Origin of the sequence: Pseudomonas sp. Irchel s3f7 (assembly GCF_900187615.1) — a bacterium.
Taxonomy (GTDB): domain Bacteria; phylum Pseudomonadota; class Gammaproteobacteria; order Pseudomonadales; family Pseudomonadaceae; genus Aquipseudomonas.
This window is the reverse complement of record NZ_FYDO01000009.1, coordinates 150,323-172,706: the sequence shown is the minus strand read 5'-3', so window position 1 is coordinate 172,706 and position 22,384 is coordinate 150,323. Positions and strand designations below refer to the sequence as shown.

Genomic DNA, 22,384 nt, shown 5'->3' with positions numbered 1-22,384 from the left:
CGGTTTTTTGTTATTTCCGGAAAAGTTTCCCGGTGTGGAGCAGATTCTTGAGCGCCGCCGCCCTGGCAACAATTGCCCGCAATGAGGAGATTGCTAGTTCCTTGGTACAGGTTCGGATGAGATAGACGCGAGATTTTGTGAACGGCACCGCCCCCCCCCTGTAGGAGCGAGCCTGCTCGCGAAAAACGTCAGGCCACCGCGTTCTTCCAGGCAGCTTGCGTTATCGTTGACGTCCATCGCGAGCAGGCTCGCGCCTACAGAAAAGCATCATTTGCCGGCACTGGAATCCACCCGCGTCATCCGCTCACGCTCGTAGCGCGGGTACAGATGGCTGATGCTGCGGATCAGTTCGTAGCGGCTCAGATTGATCCCGGCGAAACGCTCAGGGATGGGGCTGCGGATCATCTCGGCCATGTCGCTGCCATTGGCGGCGCCGTCGCGCATCATCTGATCGAGCCAGGTCAGGTAATCGCGCATCTGCTCGAAGGGCAGCGGGTCACTTGCCACCGGGCCATGACCCGGCACAACCTGCGTCCAGGGCAAGCCTTGCAGGGTTGCGATGTCCGCCAGCCACACGGCCAGGCCCGGGCTGTTGGGCGTGGTCAGCGCCCGCTGATAAAACACCAGGTCCCCGGCAAACAGCACGCCGGTTTTCTGGTCGAGAATAGCCAGATCCGCGCCCGTATGCCCACCCAGGCTCAGCAAGCGCAAATCATGATTCCCAAAACTTTTCACGCCCGGTGTCAGCGTCTGGGTGGGTAACACCACTTCGGTGCCACGCATCCAGTCGCCGACCATCCGGTACATATTCTCGGCCATGGCATCGCCTTGCTGATGCAACAGCTCGGTGGTGCCGGCCAACGCGCCGATCGGCACGTCGGCGAAAGCTTGATTGCCCAGCACATGGTCCGGGTGGTGATGGGTCAGCAGGACCTCGATCACAGGTTTATCCGTCGTGGCGGCAATCGCCTTGCGCATCGCTTCGCCGTAACGCCTGGATGGCCCGGTGTCGATCACCACCACCCCGCGTTCGGTGACGATAAACGCGGTGTTGACGATGTTGCCGCCGTTGGCCTTGGCGAAATTATCCGTGCTGCCTTCCAGCAGCCAGGTGTCCCGGGCGATCTGCCGGGGCTTGAGTGTGTACTCGAGATCGGCCAGGGCCGGCAGACTGACGCTCAGCACCATCAACAGGATCCAGCGCATGCCACGCTCCTTGGGGTCAGGGGATCGACGCATCGAACTCATTACCGCTGTTGTCCCGTAGCAGCAGGCGCGTTTGCCCTGCCCCTTCGATGTCGAAGGCCAGGTTGGGGTTTTCGCTGACCGCCGGAAACAGCTCCAGCCGGGCCAGCACTTGCTCGTTGCTATCGCGCAGCTCCGCATGGTTGATGAAGAATTCCGGAATGCCGCTGACCATGCCGTTGTCCATGGGATGCGCCACCTGCAACCGCAAACGGCTGAATTCACCCCTGGGATAACGACCGCCCAGCACTTCGCCGATGTGTTCTTCCCAACCCGGTTGCGTGCGCACCACGCTCGGCGCGGTGCAACCGCCACCTGCGGCGTCGATCAGGGTCGAACCGACATGCCACACGCCATCGCGGGTCAACACCGCCGCGCGCAATGGCGTCGCTTGTTCGATGCGGATGCGCAGCGACAGCCACGGTAAAACCGAATTCAAAGGCTGGAAGTCGACGATTTTCGGCAATGGGTTGAGCTCTGCCCAGGCGAGGATCCTCACCACCTCGCCCTTGAACGCACGGGCATCGATTTCCAACGGCACCTGCCGGGCATCTTCGGCAAATGGCGGCGCCAGCAACTTCACCCGGTCATCGAAAACGAATGGCGCATTGCCCAGAAACTGCTGTTGATAGAAGGCCCACATCACCGATGGGACCGGGTCTTTACCGGGATCGATAGCGCCAGCCTGTGCCGCCAGGCTTAACCAGCAAGCCAACAGACAACTCCCTCGCCATTTCATCGCCTGCTCCTTATTGATACATCTCGGGCACGTCGTATTGCAGGCCGTAATGGCCGTAGATGATCTTCACCGAACCCTCGCGGATCAGCGCTTCCAGCGCCTCTTCCACGGCATAGGCCAGTTGCCGGTTGCTTTCGTGCACCGCCATGCCGATTTCCCAGAGCTGCTTGCCCATGTTCGGATAGGCGTTCTCGGCCAGTGCCAGTTGAGGGTCAGCCGCCTCATGGACTTGCCAGTCGATCTCGCCGCGCATGGCCATCACCGCGTCGACCTCACCGGCCTTCATCGCGGCAAACGCCTGTGGCACGCCAGGATAGTGATGGGTCTTGCCGGCGAGCATGCCGTTGAACACCGAAGTCAGGTAGAACGACGGCACGCTGTCGACCTCCACGCCAATCGGGTGATGCTCGAACACCGCGACGCTGGCGACTTTGTCCAGCCGCCGACGGTCATAGGCCACCTGCCATTGTTCGTTCTGGTACGGACCGAACATCACCACTTGGCCGTTGACCAGTTCGCCCAACTCGTTGCGCCTCTGCGCGTAGTCACGGTCGTAGGGCACACGCATCATCAGGTCGGCCAGTTGCTGATGGTGCAAGGCACTGGCGCGCCAGATGTAGTCGCGCAGGTCGTCATCGAGTTTTTCCCCGGCCGGTGCCCAGATCAGCGTCAGGCGCACGCCAAGTGCCTTGGCCAGGGCCTCGGCAAGTTCGACATCGACGCCGCGAGGCTGGCCGGCACTTTCAAAACTGTAGGGGGCGAAGTCCTTGTAGACCGCCACCTTCAGCTCTCCAGCGGCGATCATTTCGTCGTAGTTGCGTACTTGCGCCTGCGCCGCCTGGCAGCACAGCCACACAGCACTGATCAACACCGCGAGCAGGCGCATGGGTCACTCCTCGACGCGGACAGTGTCCAGATAGGTGCGCACCGCCCACAGGGCTTCCTGGCTCAGGTAGTCAGCCATTTTCGGCATGTACACCCGACCGTCGCGCACCGCGCCATGGCGCACCCGCTCGGCAAACCACTCATCACCCGACTCTCCGACATCGAGCATGCGCAAATCGGGGGCAATGCCACCGGACTTGGCTTCCAGGCCATGGCAGGCCGCGCAGTTCTGGGTGTAGGCCGAAGCACCGATTTCCACGGCTTTGTCATGCTCCGCGGCGGTGCGATATGGGTTCACCGCCGCCCAGCCATCGGCATCGAGCTGCACACCGGCGTCCTTGATCGGGGTCAGCCCCGGAGTGGCCACGGCTTGTGGTACCACGTTGCCATGGGCCCAGACAGAACCTGTGCTGATCAAACCGGCCAATAGCCCGGTCACGAGCAAGGCGTTGCGTATTGTTGTCATTGTTATGCCCTCTGGATTGCACGCAAAACCTCTTGGCAGAGGCTATGGCAGCCATCTTAGAAAGCCTTTCGCGCAGCCCCCATGCTGCTTTGGTGGTCGCTATCTACTCCCTTGGTCGTAGGGCGATCGTTGGACACGGGACGCGGGCCGTGGAGCCGGTCGACGCCGATCAGGGTCAGGATCAGCAGGAACGGCAGGAGCAGTGCTTTGACGATACGCATGGTCAATCCCCTCCAGATCAGTGGCCGTGGTTACCCATGCTAGAACCGCGCCGTACGTGGCGAGCTACTACCTTGGTACTGTCTGTTCGGTACTTTCTGCATATTTTCACTGCACCACTGGCTTCCTATGCTGGCGCTAACGGTCATGGAGAGCCTTATGCGCCAGCTTGCCCCTTACGCCTTGTTCTACCTGCTGGCGATTGCCTGTGCCGCCGGCCTGGCCACCCAAAGCCAGGCTGCCGATGCGCCCTTGCAGGTGCGGATCGGCTACCTGGGTTATCGCCCCGCCCCCGGCCCGCTGCTGTCGAACGTTATCCCCGAGCCGATCGATGCCGGGCTGCGCGGTGCCGAACTGGCGATCACCGACAGCAACAGCACCGGGCGTTTTCTCAATCACGGCTACAGCCTGGTCAGCGCCAGCGTCGACAGCCCCGAGGCCTTGCTCGATGCGGCAAAGGCGCAGCATGAACAAGGCCTGCGCCTGTTTGTGGTGAATGCACCCGCGACCAGCCTGCGCCAATTGAGTGCAGCGATGCCCGATAGTCTGCTGTTCAATGCCGGCACTCCCGATGACAGCCTGCGCACCACCGATTGCCTGCCGAACGTGCTGCACACCTTGCCGAGCCGGGCGATGCTCGCCGATGCACTGGCGCAGTTTCTGGTACTGCGCAAATGGCAGCGAGTGCTGCTGATCGTCGGCCCGACCCCGGACGATCAAGCCTATGCCGCCGCCCTGCGCCGCGCCGCCAAGCGTTTCGGCCTGCAACTGGTGGCAGAGAAAACCTGGAGTTTTGATAACGACCAACGCCGCAGCGCGCAGGCCGACATGCCGCTGTTCACCCAGACCGCCGAGTACGACGTGGTACTGGTGGCCGATGAGCGCGGCGACTTCGGTGAATACGTGCCTTACCAGACCTGGTACCCGCGCCCGGTCGCCGGCACCCAAGGCCTGACCCCGGTGGGTTGGCACAAGACCGTGGAAACCTACGGCGCCGCGCAGCTGCAAAAACGCTTCGAAGCCCTGACCGGGCGCTGGATGAATGACCGCGATTTCGCCGCGTGGATCGCCGTGCGCAGCATCGCCAGCGCCGTGAGCAAACTACGCCAGGCCGAACCAATGGCAATCCGTGCACTGGAAATCAGCGATCAACTGCCGCTCGACGGCTTCAAGGGCCGCAAGCTCAGCTACCGACCGTGGAACGGCCAGTTGCGCCAGCCGATTCCCATCGTCCAGCCGCGAGCGCTGGTCAGCACCTCACCCCAGGACGGCTTTCTGCACCCGTTCAACGAGATGGACAGCCTGGGCTACGACAAACCCGAGGTCAGCTGCCGTTTTCCCTGATCCGATCATCACAACAACAAGGAATCCGCCATGCGCCGCACCCTGCTTTCATGCGCCCTGCTCCTCGCCGCCGGCCATGCCGTTGCCAGCACGGCATGGGTCTCCAACGAAAAGGACAACAGCCTGAGCCTGATCGACCTGCAGACCCTGCAAGTAACCGACACCCTGCCCGTCGGCCAGCGTCCGCGCGGCTTGTTGCTGTCCCACGACAACAAATTGCTCTACATCTGCGCCAGCGATTCCGACCGGGTCCAGGTGATGGACGTGGCCACGCGCAAGATCATCAAGGAGCTGCCCTCGGGCAAAGACCCCGAGCAATTCGCCCTGCACCCCAACAACCGCTGGTTGTACGTTTCCAACGAAGACGATGCGCTGGTCACGGTGATCGACACCGAGACGTCCAAGGTACTTGGCCAGATCGAAGTCGGTGTCGAACCCGAAGGCATGGCCGTCAGCCCTGACGGCAAGTGGGCGGTCAACACCAGTGAAACCACCAACATGTTGCACTGGATCGACACCAGCACCCAGACCCTGGCCGACAGCACGCTGGTGGACCAGCGCCCGCGTTTCGTCGAGTTCTCCCCCGATGGCGCAAAACTCTGGGCCTCGGCGGAAATCGGCGGCACCGTGACCATTCTCGATGTCGCCAGTCGCCACGTACTCAAGACCTTGACCTTCCAGATCAAGGGCGTGCACCCGGACAAGGTCCAGCCGGTGGGCATCAAGCTTAGCGCCGATGGCAAGTACGGTTTCGTTGCCCTCGGCCCGGCCAACCATGTGGCGGTGATCGATGCCAAGACCTTCGAGATTCTCGATTACCTGCTGGTGGGTCGACGGGTCTGGCAGATGGCGTTCACCCCGGATCAGAAGCAATTGCTGGCCACCAACGGCGTCAGCGGCGATGTCTCGGTGATCGATGTCGACAGCCTCAAGGTCAGCAAATCGGTGAAGGTCGGGCGCTATCCCTGGGGCGTGGTGGTGACGCCATGAACGCCCTTGAAGTCCGCGACCTGAGTTTCGCCTACGGCGCCCGAGAGGCCTTGCGCAAGGTGAGTTTCAGCCTGGAGCCCGGACGTTTCGCTGCCCTGCTGGGGCCTAACGGTGCTGGAAAATCAACCCTGATCGCCTTGCTGACGCGGCTTTATGACGTGCAGCACGGCGATATCTTCGTCGGTGGCTGTTCATTGCGTCATGCGGTCCGCCCGGCGCTCAAGCAGTTGGGCGTGGTGTTCCAGCAAAGTACGCTGGACCTGGACCTCAGCGTCGAACAGAACCTGCGTTATCACGCCGCGCTGCACGGTTTGTCCCGGCGCCAGACTGACCTTCGGGTCGATGCCGAACTGGCCCGCCAGGCCTTGACCGACCGCCGCCGCGAACGGGTACGCGAACTCAATGGCGGCCATCGTCGCCGGGTGGACATTGCCCGTGCCCTGCTGCATGAGCCGCGTCTGTTGCTGCTCGATGAAGCCAGCGCAGGCCTCGATCCGGCGAGTCGCCTGGCGCTCAATCAGCACATCCGCAGCCTGTGTCGCGAGGAGCGCATCAGCGTGCTCTGGACCACCCACCTGCTCGACGAAGTGCAACCCAGCGATGACTTGTTGATCCTGCATCAAGGCCGGCTGGTGGCCAGTGGTCAGGCCGATGTCCTGAGCCTGGAACACGGCGGTGATCTCGGTTCGGCGTTCACCCGTCTTACGACTTCAGGAGCGATGCAATGACCGCCTACTGGCAATGCTTGCGCGGTATCGTGCTGCGCGAATGGCTGCGTTTTGTGCTGCAACGCACGCGTTTTCTCAGCGCCTTGGTGCGGCCGTTGCTCTGGCTGCTGGTGTTCGCCGCCGGTTTTCGTGCAGCGCTGGGGATCGCGATCATCGAGCCCTACGACACCTACATCCCGTATGAGGTTTACATCATTCCTGGGTTGGCCTGCATGATCCTGCTGTTCAACGGCATGCAGGGCTCACTGTCGATGGTCTACGACCGCGAGATGGGCAGCATGCGCGTGCTGCTGACCAGCCCCCTGCCCCGCACCTTTTTGCTGTGCAGCAAACTGCTGGCCACGTCGCTGATTTCGTTGTTGCAGGTGTATGCGTTTCTGGCGATTGCCTGGGTGTACGGCGTGAGGCCACCGGCCATGGGCCTGTTACTGGCGTTGCCGGCCTTGCTGCTGGTGGCGTTGATGCTCAGCGCCCTGGGCCTGTTGCTGTCGAACGCGATCCGCCAGCTGGAGAACTTTGCCGGGGTGATGAATTTCGTGATCTTCCCGTTGTTTTTCCTGTCATCGGCGCTGTATCCGCTGTGGAAGATGCGCGAGGCCAGCGAGTGGCTGTATTGGCTGTGCGCGGTAAATCCGTTTACCCATGCGGTGGAGCTGGTGCGTTTCGCCCTGTATGAACGCTTCAATCCGCTGGCGCTGGCGGTGTGCACGGGGCTGACGCTGCTGTTCGCCCTGTTCGCCGTGCTGACCTTCAACCCGCAGCACGCCGCCCTGCGCAAATCCAACTAACCCCCCCTGTAGGAGCCGGCTTGCTGGCGATCCAGACAACACGGTCTATCAATTGCACCGCGTCGCCTGGATCGCCAGCAAGCCGGCTCCTACTTTAGTACTGGTTCTACCTGTCTATCGTCGCATTCCCAATGTCCCCCGACTGGCATGTAATAGGTCCATAACTATAAGGACTGTATCCATGCCGCGTGCCCGACCTCGCCTGCTGCACCTTACTTTCAGCGCCCTGTCGCTGAGCCTGCTGCTGAGTACTGCGCAGGCCGACACCCCGCTGTTCTCCGCCGATGGCTACCGCGTCGACCTGTACCGCAGCCCGACGCCGCAACAACTGCAAGGCGCAACCATCGTCGACACCCCTGCCCTGCAAGCCCTGCTGAGCCAAAACCCGCGTCCGGTGCTCATCGATGTCTATCGCCGCCAATGGCTGAACGGGCAATTCATCGAAGACCAGCCCCACGAAAACCTGCCCGGCAGCCATTGGCTGGCCAACACCGGTGACGGCGACCTGACGCCGGACTGGCAGGCATACTTTGCGCGTCACCTGAAAACCCTCACCGCCGGCAATCTGGCGCAACCGCTGATCTTCTATTGCCGCTCCGACTGCTGGTTGAGCTGGAACGCCATCAAACGCGCGGCCACCATGGGCTATAAGACGTTGTATTGGTACCGCGATGGTCTGGACGCCTGGCAAGCCGCCAATCTGCCGGTTTCACTCGCCCAGCCCGAACCCTTTCCCTGAGCTTTACGCGTGCACGTTGTTGCCACACCATAATCAAAATAATGAGGTGAAAGGCTATGTACAAAATTCTGATTGCCGACGATCACCCGCTGTTTCGCGAAGCCATTCACAACGTCATCAGCGATGGCTTTGCCGGCAGCGAAGTCATGGAAACCGCCGACCTGGACAGCGCCCTGGCCCTGACCCAGGAACACGACGACCTGGATTTGATTCTGCTGGACCTGAACATGCCCGGCATGCACGGACTCAATGGCCTGATCAACCTGCGCAATGAAGCGCCGACCATTCCCGTAGTGATTGTCTCCGCCGAACAGGACAAGCAGATCGTCCTGCAAGCCATCACTTACGGTGCGGTGGGTTTTATCACCAAGTCTTCACCACGGGCCCAGATGACCGATGCGATCCAGCAGATTCTCAACGGCAACGTCTACCTGCCGCCCGACATCATCCGCACCGCCAAAAGCAGCACCCACCGGCGGATGAACGACACGCCGAGCTTCCCTCCGGAACTGCTCCAGGCCCTGACCCGCAAGCAATTGCAGGTATTGGAACGTATGACCAAGGGTGAGTCGAACAAACAGATCGCCTACACCCTGGAAATCGCCGAAACCACGGTCAAGGCCCACGTCTCGGCGATCTTGCGCAAGCTCAACGTGCACAACCGGGTGCAGGCGATCCTGAGTGCCGGGGACATTGATTTCGGGTCTTATTTGCGGCGTTGAGGGTTTACCCGAGAGGCCGGGTCGCCCCTATCGCTGGCAAGCCAGCTCCTACAGAATCACCGCAATCCTGTAGGAGCTGGCTTGCCAGCAATAGGGCCGTCCCATGCAGCGGAAAGATCAAGGCCTGCCAAGCAAATGACTCATCGCCGTCTTCAGCTTCATCGGCCGCACCGGCTTGTGCATCAGCGTGTGGCCCAGCTCGCGGATCTGTAGCTTGAGTTCATTGCTGTAGTTGGCGGTGATCATCATTGCCGGAATCGGTGAGGCACGACGGGCATTGATCCTTGCCACCGCATCGACACCGTTCTGATCGTTATCCAGGTGGTAATCGGCAATCAGCAGATCCGCCTCGGCGTGGTAGTTGTCCACTTGCCGCGCCAGGTCCTCCTCCGACAACGCCGTCACCACCCGACAGCCCCAGCCCTCCAGCAGCGTGCGCATGCCAGCGCAAATGGTCGCGTCGTTGTCCAGCACCCAGACTCGCGCCCCGCGCAACCGTTCCAGCATCGGTTCGCTCATCAACAGGCCCGGCGAAGGCTTTGGCGCCGTGGCGCTCAATGGCACTTCCACCGAAAACACCGAACCCTTGCCCGGCCACGAGCGCACATGAATGCGGTGCCCGAGGATGCCGGCAATCTTCTCGACAATCGCCAGGCCCAAGCCCAATCCGCGATCCTGATCGGGGCGCTGCACGTCGCCGCGCTTGAACTCCTGAAAAATTTCCTCGAGGCGATGCTCGGCAATGCCCATCCCGCTGTCCCAGACTTCGATCGACAAGCGCTGACGATGACGTCGGCAACCCAGCACCACACGGCCGCTGTAGGTGTAGCGAATTGCGTTGCTGAGCAAGTTGCGAAGAATCCGCGCCAGCAACTGGACGTCGCTGCGCACCAGCGCCGAACAGGCAACGAAATGCAGTTCAAGGCCTTCACTGCGCGCCACCTCGGTGTACTCGGCGGCCAGTGTGTCCAGCAACTCACTGAGGGCGAACGGCGCGATGTCGGCCTTGATCACCCCGGCATCGAGTTTGGAAATATCCACCAGGGTGCCCAACAGGTTTTCCACGTCTTCCAGAGAATTGCTGACATTGCGCACCAGCACCTCGTTGGAACCAGGCTCGCGTCGTTCCAGCAATGCACTGGTAAACAGCCGGGCGGCATTCAGCGGTTGCAGCAGGTCGTGGCTGACGGCGGCGAGAAATTTGGTTTTCGACAGATTGGCCTGTTCGGCCTCTTGTTTGGCTTCGCGCAGACGTGACTCGACCCGGCAACGCTCTTCGATTTCACGCAACAACTGGCCGTTCAGGTTGGTCAGTTCCGCCGTGCGTTCACGGACCCGCAGTTCAAGATTCTGATAGGCCTGGTGCAGCGCTTCCGCCGTGCGCCGACGTTCGGTGATGTCGCGGATCAATACGAAGATCCCCACCACCTCGCCATTCGCCAAGCGATTGGGCACATAGGAACGCAGCATGTAGCGCTCCTGATTGTTGACGTTGGTTTCGGCGAACTCGAACGTCACGCTTTCGCCGGCCAGGGCTCTGTCCACGTAAGACTCCAGCCGCTGGTAATGCTGTTCGCTGTGCACTTCGCGCAGGCTCTGGCCCAGCATCACGCCACGGGGCCAGCAGTACCATTCTTCATAGACCTTGTTGGTGAATTCGTAGACCAGATCGGCGTTGAGGTAAGCAATCAACGCCGGCACATGGTCAGTGATCAGGCGGATCCAGCGCTCGCTTTCGCTCAGTGCCTCGGCGTGCTGGTAGCGCTCGGTAATGTCGGTGAAGGTATTGACGAAGCCACCGGTGGGCAGCGGATGGGTGCGGATCTCCAGGACTCGGCCATCGTAGAGGCGCTGTTCGCATTCCTGCACCGGACGGCCGTTGCCATCGCGGGTGGCCGGCGTCAGCAAGGTCAACTCGCTGTCGGCAATCACTTCGGCAAACGGGCGATGCGCTGCCACGGGCGCCAGACCGCTCAATTCCAGGAAACGTCGGTTCCACAGTTCCAGAATGCCCTCGGCGTTGACCATCGCCACCCCTTGGGACAGGTTGTCGACCGCCCGTTGCAACAGATGCGACTTCTGCGCCACGGCCTGCTCGCGGCGTACGGTCTCGCTGAGTTTGACGTCGGTAATGTCGGTGAACAGGATCACCCGCCCGCCTTCCTGGGTCGGTCGTTCGCTGACTTGCAGCCAGCGACCGTTCTGCAGGCGATACACCAGGTTCTCGTCGGCATGCCCCCTAGGTTCTTCGGTGAACATGCCGTTGCTCATCATCAGGCGCTTGACCTCGGCCAGGCGCATCCCCGCGTTGATACGCACGCGACTGTTGCTCCAGAACGCCTTGAAACGACTGTTGAACAACACGATGCGCTGCTCGGCGTCGAACAGCACAAAGGCGTCGGATATGCTTTCGATGGCATCAATCAAGTGTTGATGGGCGGTTTCCGCACGCAGGCGCGCTTCGCTGAGCAAATGATTGCCGGCCTTGAGCTCGGCCATGGCCTGGTTCAGGGCATCGGTTCGCTCGCGCACCTGCTCGGCCAGCACCACCGAATGCTGGAACGCCGCGTACGGGTCGTTGCCACGGGTCACCCCGGACTCGACGCGCTCGATCAACGCGCCATTGATGCGCTGCAGCTTGTGGTTTTCATGGCGCAGGCTGGCCAGTTCGGCCTGTAGCTCAGCGATGTCCGGGGGCACGGCCGCGGGCAATGGCAACGCCGGTGAAGGTCTGGTTGATGTGCATGCCATTGAACTGTTCTCCGTAGGTGTTGAAACCCATCACCCGCTGCTCACGCAAAAACGTCCCGATCTGTTCGAGACGACCGTCGTCTTCAAGCTCCAGGCGCCGCAGGAAACAGTCGCAGCCGATGGTCAGCAGCAAATCCCCAAGGCGCTCCTGCAACCCTTCGAACAGGCTGTGCAGGTTCGGCAGCATCGGGCCCGGCGTCATGGCGGTGAGAACGATGCCGTTCTCCACGGCGCAGTAGAAGCTCAAGCTGAGGTCCGGGTGCACTTGCTGAATGGCACGCACGTAATACTGCTGATTGACGCGCACGGCCAACGGATGCGCCGCGAAGACCCGGTGATCGAGTTCAGCCACCGGCACGCCGATGTGTCGGGCATATTCGGCGGCCGCCGGTTCGGCATTGAGTTCAAAAACCCGGCGCAGCGCGCTGTCGGCGCCCGTGACCACCAGTTTGTCGGCGTTGGGCTGCATGTGGTGGGTGGTGAACACTTCGAAATCCAGCCAGGTATTGACCAGCACCACCACGGCCGCGCCGCTGTGGAACTCGCCATCGAAGTACACGTGGGTATGGGTCAGGTAATTGTCGTCGCCGGCCGATCCGCCGAAATGCGGTATGTCGCCCAATGCCGCACTCAAGGCGGCCAGCACCATTTCTTCGCGGCTGGACAGGCCATCGAGCAAGGTCAACGCGAAGCTGTTGCCCTTGATGGGCGCCAGTGTGTTGCTGCGGCAGCCACTGACCAGTCGCTCGACCATTTGCTGGGCGTCGATCAGGCTGAAGTGTTCCATTTCATCGATCAGCTCGACCGCAATGGAAAAGTGCCGATGATCGAAACCGACCGCTGTCACGCAATTACGGCCGTAGCCCAACGGGGTGATTTCCCCGGCGCTGGTGCAACCCACCAGGCGAATGCCGCCGAAGCTTTGCTGCAAGGCCTGACCCAAGGCCTGCAGGTCGTACTCGGCGGAACAGAAGAACAGGACCAGGCCCAAATGCGGATGCAACAACTGCCGTGCCAACTCCTGCGCGACCTGCCGGGCATCGCTGGCCTGGGACATTGCACTGACGACGCCTTCGCTCTGCTGCATCCTTACCTCCCGCAGGTGCGTGTGTATGAGGCACGAGTGTACGAAGTCTGTGGGGTGCGACGAATGCTACTTGGGTAGCGGGTAGCCGCTTCGATGGGATGAGAGTGTTTGAGGAGGTGAGGACTTGAAGGCTATAGCTGGAGATGTGAAGCACGCGCGTTGGTGGCGAGGGAGCTTGCTCCCGCTAGACTGCGTAGCAGGCCCAAAACCGGCCGATGCGCGACCAGAATCCGGACCGCTACGCGCTCCAGCGGGAGCGAGCTCCCTCGCCACAGGGAAAGGATGAGCAGACCGGCTTTATTACCAGGTCAGCACCGCGCCCACGGCGAAGGTGTCGGTGTCTTCGTTCTGCTCGTCGGTGTCATGACCGTTGATTTCGAACTGGTTGTACTCGGCCACCAACTTGAGGTTGTCGTTCACGTCATGAAACAACGCGACCCCGCGAGTCTCGTAATCCGCGCCGCTGCCGACCACGCCGTTGCCATCGTCATTGGTCTTGCCGTAAGACAGGGCCAAGCGGTTCTTGCCCAGTTTGTAGGAGCCCTGCAACAGGTAACCGTCACTGTCGACGTTGCGCAGGGTCGGTTCGCCGGCATTGTTGGTGAAAAACGGGTTGATACCCTTGGCCTGGAAGCCGGAACCGGTGAGTGACAGGCCTCCCATTTTCGCCTGTACGCCATAGCCGACACCCTTGGAGGTCACGGTGTCGACCGTAGAGTCCGTGTTGTCCGAGCTCTGGTAGCTGCCGTTGAGCCAGCTGTAGATCTTTGCCCCGGCCAGGTCGAACTGGTAGGTGATCTCGCTCTCGGTACGGGGGTTTTCCTGATAGGCCTTGCCCGTCGGGCTGCTGTCGTTGGTATCCACCGGGTCCATGATCCCGACCGCTACGCGCAAACCGTCCAGCACAGGCGTGCGGTAAGTGATCTGGGAAGTCGGGAACGGATACGGGTAACCGGTGCCGATGTTGCCGAACGACACGCCGCCACCGTCGACCAGCCCCAAGGTATCGCTGACCTGGCCGTAACCGGCGAGCATTTCGTCGAGCAGAATGTTGGAGCGGGCAAACAGGCCGAAATCTTTACCGATCAGCACTTCACCCCACTCCGGGTTGGCCACAGTGCCGTAGAACTGCCTTACGTCGATGGCGGTGTCGGTGCCGTTGGTTTCACTGTCGTTGATGGTGACCCAAAAGGAAGAGCGGGCACCCAGCTTCAGGTCATCAACCTGCTTGCTCATGTTGAAACCCAGGTAGTTGGGCAAAAAGCCCATCTTCACCCGCGACTGGCGGCGGTCGTATTGATCGCCAGCGCGATCCACATCGCTGTTCACATAAAAGGCATTGATATAGCCGTCTGTGGAGAACGTGGTCTGGTCCTTGTCGTACAGCATGATGTCCGCCTCGGCCAATGGGACCAGGCCGAGTGAGGACAGGCTGGCAATGAAGGCCGGCAGAAAACTATGCGTGAAGTTCTTATTGTTGTGCATGGCGCGCTCCGAAACGGGGGACGAAGTGTCGGAGGCGATTATCGAAAGCTGACGGGCGGCGCCATACGCTGCCTTGGGGGTGGTTTGCAGGTGCTTTGGAAGGGACGACTGCGCGCGATAACTAAGGCGTACGACCGCTTGTTGGCAGGGCAAGCCACTAAAGTTGTAAAGAACCGCTTTTCGTAGGAGCCGGCTTGCCGGCGAAGGCGCACTTGAAGCCGGCTCCTACAGGTCAAACGCTCGCTTTTATCAGCATGTAGGCGGCGACCACGACGCAGATGCTAGCGAACCCGACCTGCAACGCCCGCGCCGGAACCCGGCTGCACAGCCTTCGGCCAATGATCATGCCGACAATGCTGGCGCCGATGAAGGTTGCACCGACGCTGTCGATACGCACCCCCGCCTGAAACGCGCCGATCACGCCGATGGCCGAAATCAGGCTGATGACCATCAGCGAGGTGGCGACGATTCCGCGCATCTGCACGTCGGTCAGTTGCTTGAACGCCGGCACAATTAGAAAACCGCCGCCGACACCGAGTAACCCTGACACCACGCCGGTGACCGCACCCAGCGCCGCGAGGGTCGCAGTGCATTTGGCGGTCCAGGAGAAACGCCCGGTCTGTTGATCGAGCATGCAGTTTTTCTGGCCCCAGTTGGCCTGACCGTGGTCGCTGGGGCCCTCCTCCTTGCGCTCACGTCGCAGCATCCGCCAGGCCACCATGACCATCAGCAGGCTGAACAGGATCATCAGGATTTTTTCCGGCAACTGATGGGCGAAGTAGATGCCCAGCGGTGAAAACACTGCACCGAGGGCCGCGATCAGCAGCGCCGCTCGATAGCGCACCAGCCGATGACGCAAACCGTCGAGGGCGCCGACCGCTGCCGCGCTGCCGACGGCAAACAACGCCACCGGCGCGGCCTGGGTCATGCTCCAGCCCAACCCCAACACCAGGGCTGGTACTGCAAGAATGCCGCCCCCGGCACCGGTCAAACCCAGCACAAGGCCCATCACCAAACCAAACAGACTTGCCAGCAACATAGGGAGTTCTCAGTCGACCTTGGATACACGTGTCAGCCACTCGCGGCCCTTGAGCATGCCGTTCCAGTAGAACCACGGTAGCAGTGTCGCCTTTAGCCACCACGCCGAGCGGCGCGGGGTCGTCGGATCAAGGGGAAAGGTCGGCAGCAACTTGCCCGCGTAACCGAACTCGGCAAGGATCACCTTGCCCTTCTCCACCGTCAGCGGACAGGAGCCATAACCGTCGTACTTCAGCGGCAGCGGCTGTTGCTTGCGCAAGGCCAGCAGGTTTTCGGCCACCACCACGATCTGCTTGCGCACCGCCGCGGCGGTTTTTGCGTTGGTAGTGCCGCAGATATCACCCAGCGCAAAGACGTCGGGATAACGCGGATGCTGCAGGCTGTGGGGGTCGACCTCGCACCAGCCGGCGGCGTCGGCCAACGGGCTACGGGCGACGAAATCCGGGGCCACCTGAGGCGGTACGACATGCAGCAGGTCAAAGGTTTTTGCCTGGCGGGTGACATTGCCATCGGCATCCTTGACGTCGAACCACGCGGTTTTCGCCGGGCCGTCGACCTTGACAAGGTTCGAGTTGAACGCCAGCCGGGCGTTGTACTTGTCGATGTATTTCATCAGTGGCGGGACAAAGGTCGGCACGCCGAACAGCGCCGCGCCCGCAAGATTGAATTCGACGTCGATGGTGTTCAGCACACCGGTCTTGTTCCAGTGATCGCAGGACAGGTACAGAGCCTTTTGTGGCGCACCGGCACATTTGATTGGCATGGCCGGCTGGGTGAACAGCACCTTGCCGCCGCGAAGTTTCTGCACCAGATCCCAGGTGTAGGTCGCGTGCCGGTAGCTGTAATTGGAGGTCACACCGTGCTGGCCGAGGGTGTCCTCCAGGCCTTCGATCTTCTCCCAGGCCAGGCGCAGGCCGGGGCAGACTACCAGGTTTTGATAGCTGACCGTACGCGCATCACCGAGGGTGAGTTGGCGCTTGTCGGGATCGATGCCCGTCACGGCAGCCTGCAGCCAATGGGCCCCGCGTGGCATCACCGAGGCCATCGGCCGCACGGTGTTTTCCACGTTGTAGGCGCCGCCGCCGACCAGCGTCCAGGCCGGTTGATAGTAGTGCCGGGAGTCGGGCTCGATGACGGTGACGTTCAGATGCGGGCTACGCTTGAGCAGGCTGGCGACAAAACCGATGCCTGCCGTTCCGCCGCCGATGACCACGATATCTGCACTGATGGATGGGCCCCAGTGTTGATCGTTCATTGCTTGTTCCTTTTTGCTGCACGCAAATTTTCTTCCAGCCGCGACACAAAACGACTGTAGGAGCGAGCTTGCTCGCGATGGTCGCTAACGATTACGCGTGTTATCTGTATAAACGCGGTGCCATTACATCCATCGCGAGCAAGCTCGCTCCTACAGGTTCGGTGTGTTAGCTGGCATCAGGGTTGAACCCAGCTTTTAAGCACCGCCCCGCAATAAAGCCCGGAGAGGGTTTTCATCACCTGGATCACTTCGTGACTGGCGAGACCGTAAAAAATGTATTTGCCTTCACGACGGGTGGCGACCAGTCCTTCATCGCGCAGGATGCCCAATTGCTGGGACAGGGTCGGTTGGCGCACACCGGTCATTTTTTCCAGCTCGCCTACGTTGCGCTCGCCCTGGGTCAACTGGCACAGGATCAACAGACGATCCTCGTTGGCCAGGGCCTTGAGCAGCGCACAGGCCTTGGAGGCCGAGGCGCGCAGTTGGGCGACTTCACATTCGGTCAGACTGGATTGCATTTGCAGGATGCCTTCAACGTCACTTAAGCTGCGAACATTATGTCTTTAGATAAAGTGTTGCAACCGATGGCTGACTTTTCCTCTTCTGCCTTTTCTACCCCTGCACAGGTTCGTGTCCATGCCCGCACTGATTGAAGCTTTCCTCGACCCCGCCTCCTCGACCTACAGCTACGTGGTCTACGAGGCTGATGGTGGGCAGTGTGCGATTGTCGATCCGGTGCTCGACTACGATGCAGCCGCCGGGCGTACCGCGACCACCCAGGCCGACAGGATCATCGCCTTCGTTCGCGCCCATCAATTGCAGGTGCAATGGCTGCTCGAAACCCACGCCCATGCCGATCACCTGTCCGCCGCGCCGTATCTGCGCAAGGAGCTTGGCGGCAAAATCGCCATTGGCGAATCGATCAGCAAGGTCCAGGACGTGTTCAAGACGCTGTTCAATCTCGAGCCATCCTTTTGCGTCGATGGTTCCCAGTTCGATCACCTGTTCGCCCCCGGCGAATCGTTCATGATCGGCAACCTCAAGGCGACCGCCCTGCACGTACCCGGCCATACCCCGGCGGACATGGCGTACCTGGTTGGCAATGACGCGATTCTGGTGGGTGACACGTTGTTCATGCCGGACGTAGGCACCGCGCGCTGCGACTTTCCCGGTGGCAATGCCAACCAGATGTTCGCCTCGATCCACAAACTGTTGGCCTTCCCCGCCAGCGTGCGGCTCTACGTTTGCCACGATTACCCGCCCGAAGGCCGAGAACCGTCCTGCATGACCACGGTCGGGGAACAACGCCAACGCAACATTCATGTGCGTGACGGCATCGACGAAGCTGCGTTTGTCGAGATGCGCACCCGGCGCGATGCCGGGTTGGGGATGCCGACGCTGTTGCTGCCGGCGATCCAGGTGAACGTGCGGGCGGGGAACTTGCCGCCGGCCGAGGACAACGGCGTGACCTACCTGAAAATTCCCCTGAACAAGCTCTGAACACAAAAACTTGAAATGCTGAAAGCAGCCTGCGGCCTTTCGCTGGCAAGCCAGCTCCTACACAAGGTTTGCGCACAGCCGAGGCCCCTGTAGGAGCTGGCTTGCCAGCGAAGGCGGCGTATCAGGCGATAAAGATGCTTGTGTCTAATTGCCAAGGGTCAAGCCGTTTGCCGGCAACGGCAGCGCGGTCTTGTAGCGCACCTGCTTGAGCGCAAAGCTCGACCGAATATTCGCCACCCCCGGCACCTTGGTCAGAAAGTCCATCATGAAACGCTCCAGCGACTGAATGGTCGGCACCAGCACCCGGATCAAGTAATCCGGGTCGCCGGCCATCAGGTAGCACTCCATCACCTCGGGGCGATCGGAAATCGCCTCTTCGAAATGCTGCAACGCCTCCTCTACCTGCTTCTCCAGACTGACGTGGATGAACACGTTCACGTGCAAACCCAACAGGTCAGCATCCAGTAGCGTCACCTGCTCGCGAATCAGCCCCAACTCCTCCATGGCCTTGACCCGGTTGAAGCACGGCGTCGGCGACAGATTCACCGAGCGCGCGAGGTCGGCGTTGGTGATGCGCGCATTCTCCTGAAGGCTATTGAGAATGCCGATATCGGTACGGTCAAGTTTGCGCATGAGACAAAAACACCTGTTTTTTATGTTTATGCAGATTTTTTATCTGCAAATGATCTTGAGCGCAATGAAACAGAGAGAAATATTCTTCTTGGCCGGGCCTATGATTGTTGTAGGACAAGATTTCTTTTACCGAAGATTCCTGTCAGCTCACTACAAGAAATTCACAAGATCGAGCGTAGAAGCCATGACCCAAGCGTATGAACCGCTGCGCCTGCACGTCCCTGAACCCTCGGGCCGCCCAGGCTGCAAAACCGACTTCTCCTACCTGCATCTGACCGATGCCGGCACGGTGCGCAAACCCCAAATCGACGTTGAACCGGCTGACACGGCTGACCTGGCCCGAGGCCTGATTCGCGTGCTCGACGACCAGGGCAATGCCCTCGGTCCCTGGGCCGAAGGCGTCTCCAGCGAGATTCTGCGTAAAGGCATGCGCGCCATGCTCAAGACGCGGATCTACGACAACCGCATGGTGGTCGCCCAGCGTCAGAAGAAAATGTCGTTCTACATGCAGAGCCTCGGCGAAGAAGCCATCGGCAGCGCCCAGGCCCTGGCGTTGAACATCGACGACATGTGCTTCCCGACCTATCGCCAGCAAAGCATTCTGATGGCCCGCGAAGTACCGCTGGTGGACCTGATCTGCCAACTGCTGTCCAACGAGCGCGATCCGCTCAAGGGGCGCCAGCTGCCGATCATGTACTCGGTCAAAGAGGCCGGTTTCTTCACAATTTCCGGCAACCTCGCCACCCAGTTCATCCAGGGTGTGGGCTGGGGCATGGCCTCGGCAATCAAGGGCGACACCAAAATCGCCTCGGCGTGGATCGGCGACGGCGCCACCGCCGAATCGGACTTCCACACCGCCCTCACCTTTGCCCACGTTTACCGCGCGCCGGTGATCCTCAACGTGGTCAACAACCAGTGGGCGATCTCCACCTTCCAGGCGATTGCCGGTGGTGAAGCGACCACCTTCGCCGGTCGCGGCGTCGGTTGCGGTATTGCCTCCCTGCGGGTTGATGGCAACGATTTCTATGCGGTCTACGCCGCCTCCGCCTGGGCTGCCGAACGCGCTCGCCGTGGCCTCGGCCCGACCATGATCGAATGGGTCACCTACCGTGCCGGCCCGCACTCGACCTCCGACGATCCGTCGAAATACCGTCCCGCCGACGACTGGAGCCACTTCCCGTTGGGTGATCCGATTGCGCGCCTCAAGCAGCACCTGATCAAGACCGGTCACTGGTCCGAAGAGGAGCACACCGCCGTCAGCGCCGAACTGGAAGCCGAAGTGATCGCCGCGCAAAAAGAAGCCGAGCAGTACGGCACCCTCGCCGGTGGCCAGATTCCGAGCGCCGCGACCATGTTCGAAGACGTCTACAAAGAGATGCCGGAGCACTTGAAGCGCCAGCGCCAGGAGTTGGGGATCTGACATGAACGATCACAACAACAATATCGAGTTGGAAACCGCCATGACCACGACCACCATGACCATGATCCAGGCCCTGCGCTCGGCCATGGATGTGATGCTTGAGCGTGATGACAACGTCGTGGTGTTCGGCCAGGACGTTGGCTATTTCGGTGGCGTGTTCCGCTGCACCGAAGGCTTGCAGAACAAGTACGGCACTTCGCGGGTGTTCGACGCGCCGATCTCCGAGAGCGGTATCGTCGGCGTCGCCGTGGGCATGGGCGCCTACGGTTTGCGTCCGGTGGCCGAGATCCAGTTCGCCGACTACGTGTACCCGGCCTCCGACCAGATCATCTCCGAAGCCGCCCGCCTGCGCTATCGCTCGGCCGGCGAGTTCACCGCACCGATGACTCTGCGCATGCCCTGCGGCGGTGGCATTTACGGCGGCCAGACCCACAGCCAGAGCATCGAGGCGATGTTCACTCAGGTCTGCGGTCTGCGTACCGTCATGCCGTCCAACCCGTATGACGCCAAAGGCCTGCTGATCGCCTCCATCGAAAACGATGACCCGGTGATCTTCCTCGAGCCAAAACGCCTGTACAACGGCCCGTTCGACGGCCACCACGACCGCCCGGTTACCCCGTGGTCGAAACACCCGGCCGCACAAGTGCCGGACGGTTACTACACCGTGCCGCTGGACGTCGCCGCCATCACCCGTCCGGGCAAGGACGTGACCATCCTGACCTACGGCACCACCGTGTACGTGTCGCAAGTCGCCGCTGAAGAAACCGGCATCGACGCCGAAGTCATCGACCTGCGCAGCCTGTGGCCGCTGGACCTGGAAACCATCGTCAAGTCGGTGAAGAAAACCGGCCGTTGCGTGGTGGTCCATGAAGCCACCCGCACCTGCGGTTTCGGCGCCGAACTGGTGTCGCTGGTGCAAGAACACTGCTTCCACCACCTGGAAGCGCCAATCGAACGCGTCACCGGCTGGGACACTCCCTACCCGCACGCGCAAGAGTGGGCGTATTTCCCTGGCCCGTCCCGAGTGGGCGCGGCTCTGAAACGGGTCATGGAGGTCTGAATGGGCACGCACGTTATTAAAATGCCGGACATTGGCGAAGGCATTGCAGAAGTTGAATTGTCGGTATGGCACGTCAAAGTCGGCGACATGGTCGTCGAGGATCAGGTACTGGCCGATGTCATGACCGATAAAGCGATGGTCGATATTCCGTCGCCAGTGCACGGCAAAGTCATTGCACTCGGTGGCCAGCCAGGCGAAGTCATGGCGGTCGGCAGTGTGCTGATCAGCATCGAAGTCGAAGGCGCCGGCAACGTTAAGGCGTCGGCGCAACCGGCCCCTGTTAAAGAAGCGCCGGTTGCAGCGCCGACAGTCGAAACCGCCGTGGAAAGCAAACCGGTGGCTGCCGCAGCACCGAAAGCGGCCGTTTGCCAAGGGCCGATGGTCGCCCGCGAAGCCGATGAACGCCCGCTCGCCTCCCCGGCCGTGCGCAAACATGCGCTGGACTTCGGCATTCAATTGCGTCTGGTGCGTGGCACTGGCCCCGCCGGGCGGATTTTGCACGACGACCTCGAAGCCTATCTGGCCCAAGGCCAATCGAACGCTTCGGCACCCGTCGCGGCCGCTTACGCCCAGCGTCACGATGAAGAGCAGATCCCGGTGATCGGCATGCGCCGCAAGATCGCCCAGCGCATGCAGGACGCGACCCAGCGTGCCGCGCACTTCAGCTACGTCGAGGAAATCGACGTGACAGCTGTGGAAGAGCTGCGTGCGCACCTGAACGAAAAACACGGCGCAACCCGTGGCAAGCTGACGTTGCTGCCGTTCCTGGTCCGCGCCATGGTCGTCGCCCTGCGCGACTTCCCGCAGATGAACGCCCGCTACGACGACGAAGCCCAGGTCATCACCCGCCCCGGCGCGGTGCATGTCGGGGTTGCCACCCAAAGCGCTGTCGGCCTGATGGTGCCAGTGGTGCGTCACGCCGAAGCCCGCAACCTGTGGGACAACGCGGCGGAAATCGCTCGTTTGGCCACGGCTGCGCGCAATGGCAAGGCCAGCCGCGATGAACTGTCCGGATCGACCATCACCCTGACCAGCCTCGGCGCGTTGGGCGGCATTGTCAGCACTCCGGTGCTGAACCTGCCGGAAGTGGCAATTGTCGGCGTGAACAAGATCGTCGAACGGCCGATGGTGATCAAAGGCCAGATCGTGATCCGCAAGATGATGAACCTCTCCAGTTCCTTCGATCACCGCGTGGTCGATGGCATGGACGCGGCGCTCTTCATCCAGGCCATTCGCGGCCTGCTCGAACAACCCGCCACCTTGTTTGTGGACTGATTTTTGTTGGAGAGC

22 protein-coding genes are annotated in these 22,384 nt (G+C 61.2%); 10 read left to right on the top strand and 12 right to left on the bottom strand.

Annotation, left to right across the window (positions count from 1 at the left end):
• Nucleotides 1-267 precede the first annotated feature (267 nt).
• Genes CKW19_RS10310 through CKW19_RS28840 form a run of 5 tightly spaced genes read right to left on the bottom strand, consistent with a single transcriptional unit; the run spans nt 268 to nt 3,556 of the window.
• On the bottom strand, nt 268-1,206 hold the full coding sequence (locus CKW19_RS10310; protein WP_095057813.1) for a quinoprotein relay system zinc metallohydrolase 1: 939 nt from the start codon (nt 1,204-1,206) through the stop codon (nt 268-270).
• A 16-nt stretch (nt 1,207-1,222) separates the two neighbouring features.
• The gene (locus CKW19_RS10305; protein ID WP_095057812.1) at nt 1,223-1,984 is read right to left on the bottom strand and encodes a quinoprotein dehydrogenase-associated SoxYZ-like carrier; all 762 of its coding nucleotides are present in this window, start codon (nt 1,982-1,984) and stop codon (nt 1,223-1,225) included.
• Nucleotides 1,985-1,994: 10 nt separating this feature from the next.
• Nucleotides 1,995-2,870, bottom strand: coding sequence for an ABC transporter substrate-binding protein (locus CKW19_RS10300; RefSeq protein WP_095057811.1), 876 nt, complete (start codon nt 2,868-2,870; stop codon nt 1,995-1,997).
• Between the two features lie 3 nt (nt 2,871-2,873).
• A complete protein-coding gene (pedF, locus tag CKW19_RS10295) occupies nt 2,874-3,335 on the bottom strand; it encodes a cytochrome c-550 PedF (protein WP_095057810.1) in 462 nt (153 codons plus the stop codon).
• A gap of 56 nt (nt 3,336-3,391) precedes the next feature.
• Nucleotides 3,392-3,556 carry a hypothetical protein gene (locus CKW19_RS28840; RefSeq protein WP_177408796.1) on the bottom strand — a complete coding sequence of 55 codons (165 nt, stop codon included), beginning with the start codon at nt 3,554-3,556 and terminating at the stop codon, nt 3,392-3,394.
• 157 nt (nt 3,557-3,713) lie between these two features.
• Here CKW19_RS28840 and CKW19_RS10290 point away from each other — a divergent pair, with 157 nt between their 5' ends.
• The 6 genes from CKW19_RS10290 (at nt 3,714) to CKW19_RS10265 (ending at nt 8,865) form a co-directional block, all read left to right on the top strand.
• Entirely contained in the window at nt 3,714-4,898 is a 1,185-nt protein-coding gene (locus tag CKW19_RS10290; protein WP_095057809.1) for an ABC transporter substrate-binding protein, read from the top strand.
• A 30-nt stretch (nt 4,899-4,928) separates the two neighbouring features.
• The gene (locus CKW19_RS10285) at nt 4,929-5,888 is read left to right on the top strand and encodes a YVTN family beta-propeller repeat protein (RefSeq protein ID WP_095057808.1); all 960 of its coding nucleotides are present in this window, start codon (nt 4,929-4,931) and stop codon (nt 5,886-5,888) included.
• On the top strand, nt 5,885-6,616 hold the full coding sequence (locus tag CKW19_RS10280; RefSeq protein ID WP_095057807.1) for an ABC transporter ATP-binding protein: 732 nt from the start codon (nt 5,885-5,887) through the stop codon (nt 6,614-6,616). Before CKW19_RS10285 ends, CKW19_RS10280 begins: the two co-directional genes overlap by 4 nt.
• Nucleotides 6,613-7,404, top strand: coding sequence for an ABC transporter permease (locus tag CKW19_RS10275; protein WP_095057806.1), 792 nt, complete (start codon nt 6,613-6,615; stop codon nt 7,402-7,404). The genes CKW19_RS10280 and CKW19_RS10275 overlap by 4 nt, the downstream gene beginning before the upstream one ends.
• Before the next feature lie 181 nt (nt 7,405-7,585).
• Nucleotides 7,586-8,143 carry a PQQ-dependent catabolism-associated CXXCW motif protein gene (locus tag CKW19_RS10270; RefSeq protein WP_095057805.1) on the top strand — a complete coding sequence of 186 codons (558 nt, stop codon included), beginning with the start codon at nt 7,586-7,588 and terminating at the stop codon, nt 8,141-8,143.
• Between the two features lie 56 nt (nt 8,144-8,199).
• Nucleotides 8,200-8,865, top strand: coding sequence for a response regulator transcription factor (locus tag CKW19_RS10265; protein ID WP_007976602.1), 666 nt, complete (start codon nt 8,200-8,202; stop codon nt 8,863-8,865).
• A gap of 117 nt (nt 8,866-8,982) precedes the next feature.
• Here CKW19_RS10265 and nahK read toward each other — a convergent pair whose 3' ends face one another.
• The 6 genes from nahK to CKW19_RS10230 form a co-directional block, all read right to left on the bottom strand.
• On the bottom strand, nt 8,983-11,616 hold the full coding sequence (nahK, locus tag CKW19_RS10260) for a hybrid sensor histidine kinase/response regulator NahK/ErcS' (RefSeq protein WP_095057804.1): 2,634 nt from the start codon (nt 11,614-11,616) through the stop codon (nt 8,983-8,985).
• On the bottom strand, nt 11,546-12,703 hold the full coding sequence (gene nosP, locus CKW19_RS10255) for a nitric oxide-sensing protein NosP (RefSeq protein WP_095057803.1): 1,158 nt from the start codon (nt 12,701-12,703) through the stop codon (nt 11,546-11,548). Before nosP ends, nahK begins: the two co-directional genes overlap by 71 nt.
• 300 nt (nt 12,704-13,003) lie before the next feature.
• On the bottom strand, nt 13,004-14,188 hold the full coding sequence (locus CKW19_RS10250) for a porin (RefSeq protein ID WP_095057802.1): 1,185 nt from the start codon (nt 14,186-14,188) through the stop codon (nt 13,004-13,006).
• 232 nt (nt 14,189-14,420) lie between these two features.
• Entirely contained in the window at nt 14,421-15,227 is an 807-nt protein-coding gene (locus CKW19_RS10245) for a sulfite exporter TauE/SafE family protein (protein WP_095057801.1), read from the bottom strand.
• Between the two features lie 9 nt (nt 15,228-15,236).
• Complete coding sequence (locus CKW19_RS10240) at nt 15,237-16,481, bottom strand: FAD/NAD(P)-binding oxidoreductase (RefSeq protein WP_095057800.1); 1,245 nt, start codon at nt 16,479-16,481, stop codon at nt 15,237-15,239.
• A 176-nt stretch (nt 16,482-16,657) separates the two neighbouring features.
• Entirely contained in the window at nt 16,658-16,999 is a 342-nt protein-coding gene (locus CKW19_RS10230) for a helix-turn-helix transcriptional regulator (protein ID WP_007976596.1), read from the bottom strand.
• Nucleotides 17,000-17,117: 118 nt separating this feature from the next.
• On the opposite strand from CKW19_RS10230, the gene CKW19_RS10225 reads away from it, so the two are divergent.
• Complete coding sequence (locus tag CKW19_RS10225) at nt 17,118-17,981, top strand: MBL fold metallo-hydrolase (RefSeq protein ID WP_095057799.1); 864 nt, start codon at nt 17,118-17,120, stop codon at nt 17,979-17,981.
• Between the two features lie 144 nt (nt 17,982-18,125).
• On the opposite strand, the gene bkdR is transcribed toward CKW19_RS10225, so the two are convergent.
• Complete coding sequence (gene bkdR / locus CKW19_RS10220; protein ID WP_007915088.1) at nt 18,126-18,614, bottom strand: Bkd operon transcriptional regulator BkdR; 489 nt, start codon at nt 18,612-18,614, stop codon at nt 18,126-18,128.
• 184 nt (nt 18,615-18,798) lie between these two features.
• Between bkdR and CKW19_RS10215 the strand changes: the two genes are divergently transcribed.
• Genes CKW19_RS10215 through CKW19_RS10205 form a run of 3 tightly spaced genes read left to right on the top strand, consistent with a single transcriptional unit; the run spans nt 18,799 to nt 22,369 of the window.
• Nucleotides 18,799-20,034, top strand: a complete 1,236-nt coding sequence (locus CKW19_RS10215) for a 3-methyl-2-oxobutanoate dehydrogenase (2-methylpropanoyl-transferring) subunit alpha (protein WP_095057798.1) — start codon at nt 18,799-18,801, stop codon at nt 20,032-20,034.
• Nucleotide 20,035: 1 nt separating this feature from the next.
• Nucleotides 20,036-21,094, top strand: coding sequence for an alpha-ketoacid dehydrogenase subunit beta (locus CKW19_RS10210; RefSeq protein WP_053158507.1), 1,059 nt, complete (start codon nt 20,036-20,038; stop codon nt 21,092-21,094).
• Entirely contained in the window at nt 21,095-22,369 is a 1,275-nt protein-coding gene (locus CKW19_RS10205) for a dihydrolipoamide acetyltransferase family protein (protein ID WP_095057797.1), read from the top strand.
• Nucleotides 22,370-22,384 lie beyond the last annotated feature (15 nt).

Excerpts from the sequence above, each read along its gene's own strand:
- CKW19_RS10310 (WP_095057813.1), bottom strand. The coding sequence starts at position 1,206 with ATGCGCTGGATCCTGTTGATGGTGCTGAGCGTCAGTCTGCCGGCCCTG.
- CKW19_RS10305 (WP_095057812.1), bottom strand. The coding sequence starts at position 1,984 with ATGAAATGGCGAGGGAGTTGTCTGTTGGCTTGCTGGTTAAGCCTGGCG.
- CKW19_RS10300 (WP_095057811.1), bottom strand. The coding sequence starts at position 2,870 with ATGCGCCTGCTCGCGGTGTTGATCAGTGCTGTGTGGCTGTGCTGCCAG.
- pedF (WP_095057810.1), bottom strand. The coding sequence starts at position 3,335 with ATGACAACAATACGCAACGCCTTGCTCGTGACCGGGCTATTGGCCGGT.
- CKW19_RS28840 (WP_177408796.1), bottom strand. The coding sequence starts at position 3,556 with ATGCGTATCGTCAAAGCACTGCTCCTGCCGTTCCTGCTGATCCTGACC.
- CKW19_RS10290 (WP_095057809.1), top strand. The coding sequence starts at position 3,714 with ATGCGCCAGCTTGCCCCTTACGCCTTGTTCTACCTGCTGGCGATTGCC.
- CKW19_RS10285 (WP_095057808.1), top strand. The coding sequence starts at position 4,929 with ATGCGCCGCACCCTGCTTTCATGCGCCCTGCTCCTCGCCGCCGGCCAT.
- CKW19_RS10280 (WP_095057807.1), top strand. The coding sequence starts at position 5,885 with ATGAACGCCCTTGAAGTCCGCGACCTGAGTTTCGCCTACGGCGCCCGA.
- CKW19_RS10275 (WP_095057806.1), top strand. The coding sequence starts at position 6,613 with ATGACCGCCTACTGGCAATGCTTGCGCGGTATCGTGCTGCGCGAATGG.
- CKW19_RS10270 (WP_095057805.1), top strand. The coding sequence starts at position 7,586 with ATGCCGCGTGCCCGACCTCGCCTGCTGCACCTTACTTTCAGCGCCCTG.
- CKW19_RS10265 (WP_007976602.1), top strand. The coding sequence starts at position 8,200 with ATGTACAAAATTCTGATTGCCGACGATCACCCGCTGTTTCGCGAAGCC.
- nahK (WP_095057804.1), bottom strand. The coding sequence starts at position 11,616 with ATGGCATGCACATCAACCAGACCTTCACCGGCGTTGCCATTGCCCGCG.
- nosP (WP_095057803.1), bottom strand. The coding sequence starts at position 12,703 with ATGCAGCAGAGCGAAGGCGTCGTCAGTGCAATGTCCCAGGCCAGCGAT.
- CKW19_RS10250 (WP_095057802.1), bottom strand. The coding sequence starts at position 14,188 with ATGCACAACAATAAGAACTTCACGCATAGTTTTCTGCCGGCCTTCATT.
- CKW19_RS10245 (WP_095057801.1), bottom strand. The coding sequence starts at position 15,227 with ATGTTGCTGGCAAGTCTGTTTGGTTTGGTGATGGGCCTTGTGCTGGGT.
- CKW19_RS10240 (WP_095057800.1), bottom strand. The coding sequence starts at position 16,481 with ATGAACGATCAACACTGGGGCCCATCCATCAGTGCAGATATCGTGGTC.
- CKW19_RS10230 (WP_007976596.1), bottom strand. The coding sequence starts at position 16,999 with ATGCAATCCAGTCTGACCGAATGTGAAGTCGCCCAACTGCGCGCCTCG.
- CKW19_RS10225 (WP_095057799.1), top strand. The coding sequence starts at position 17,118 with ATGCCCGCACTGATTGAAGCTTTCCTCGACCCCGCCTCCTCGACCTAC.
- bkdR (WP_007915088.1), bottom strand. The coding sequence starts at position 18,614 with ATGCGCAAACTTGACCGTACCGATATCGGCATTCTCAATAGCCTTCAG.
- CKW19_RS10215 (WP_095057798.1), top strand. The coding sequence starts at position 18,799 with ATGACCCAAGCGTATGAACCGCTGCGCCTGCACGTCCCTGAACCCTCG.
- CKW19_RS10210 (WP_053158507.1), top strand. The coding sequence starts at position 20,036 with ATGAACGATCACAACAACAATATCGAGTTGGAAACCGCCATGACCACG.
- CKW19_RS10205 (WP_095057797.1), top strand. The coding sequence starts at position 21,095 with ATGGGCACGCACGTTATTAAAATGCCGGACATTGGCGAAGGCATTGCA.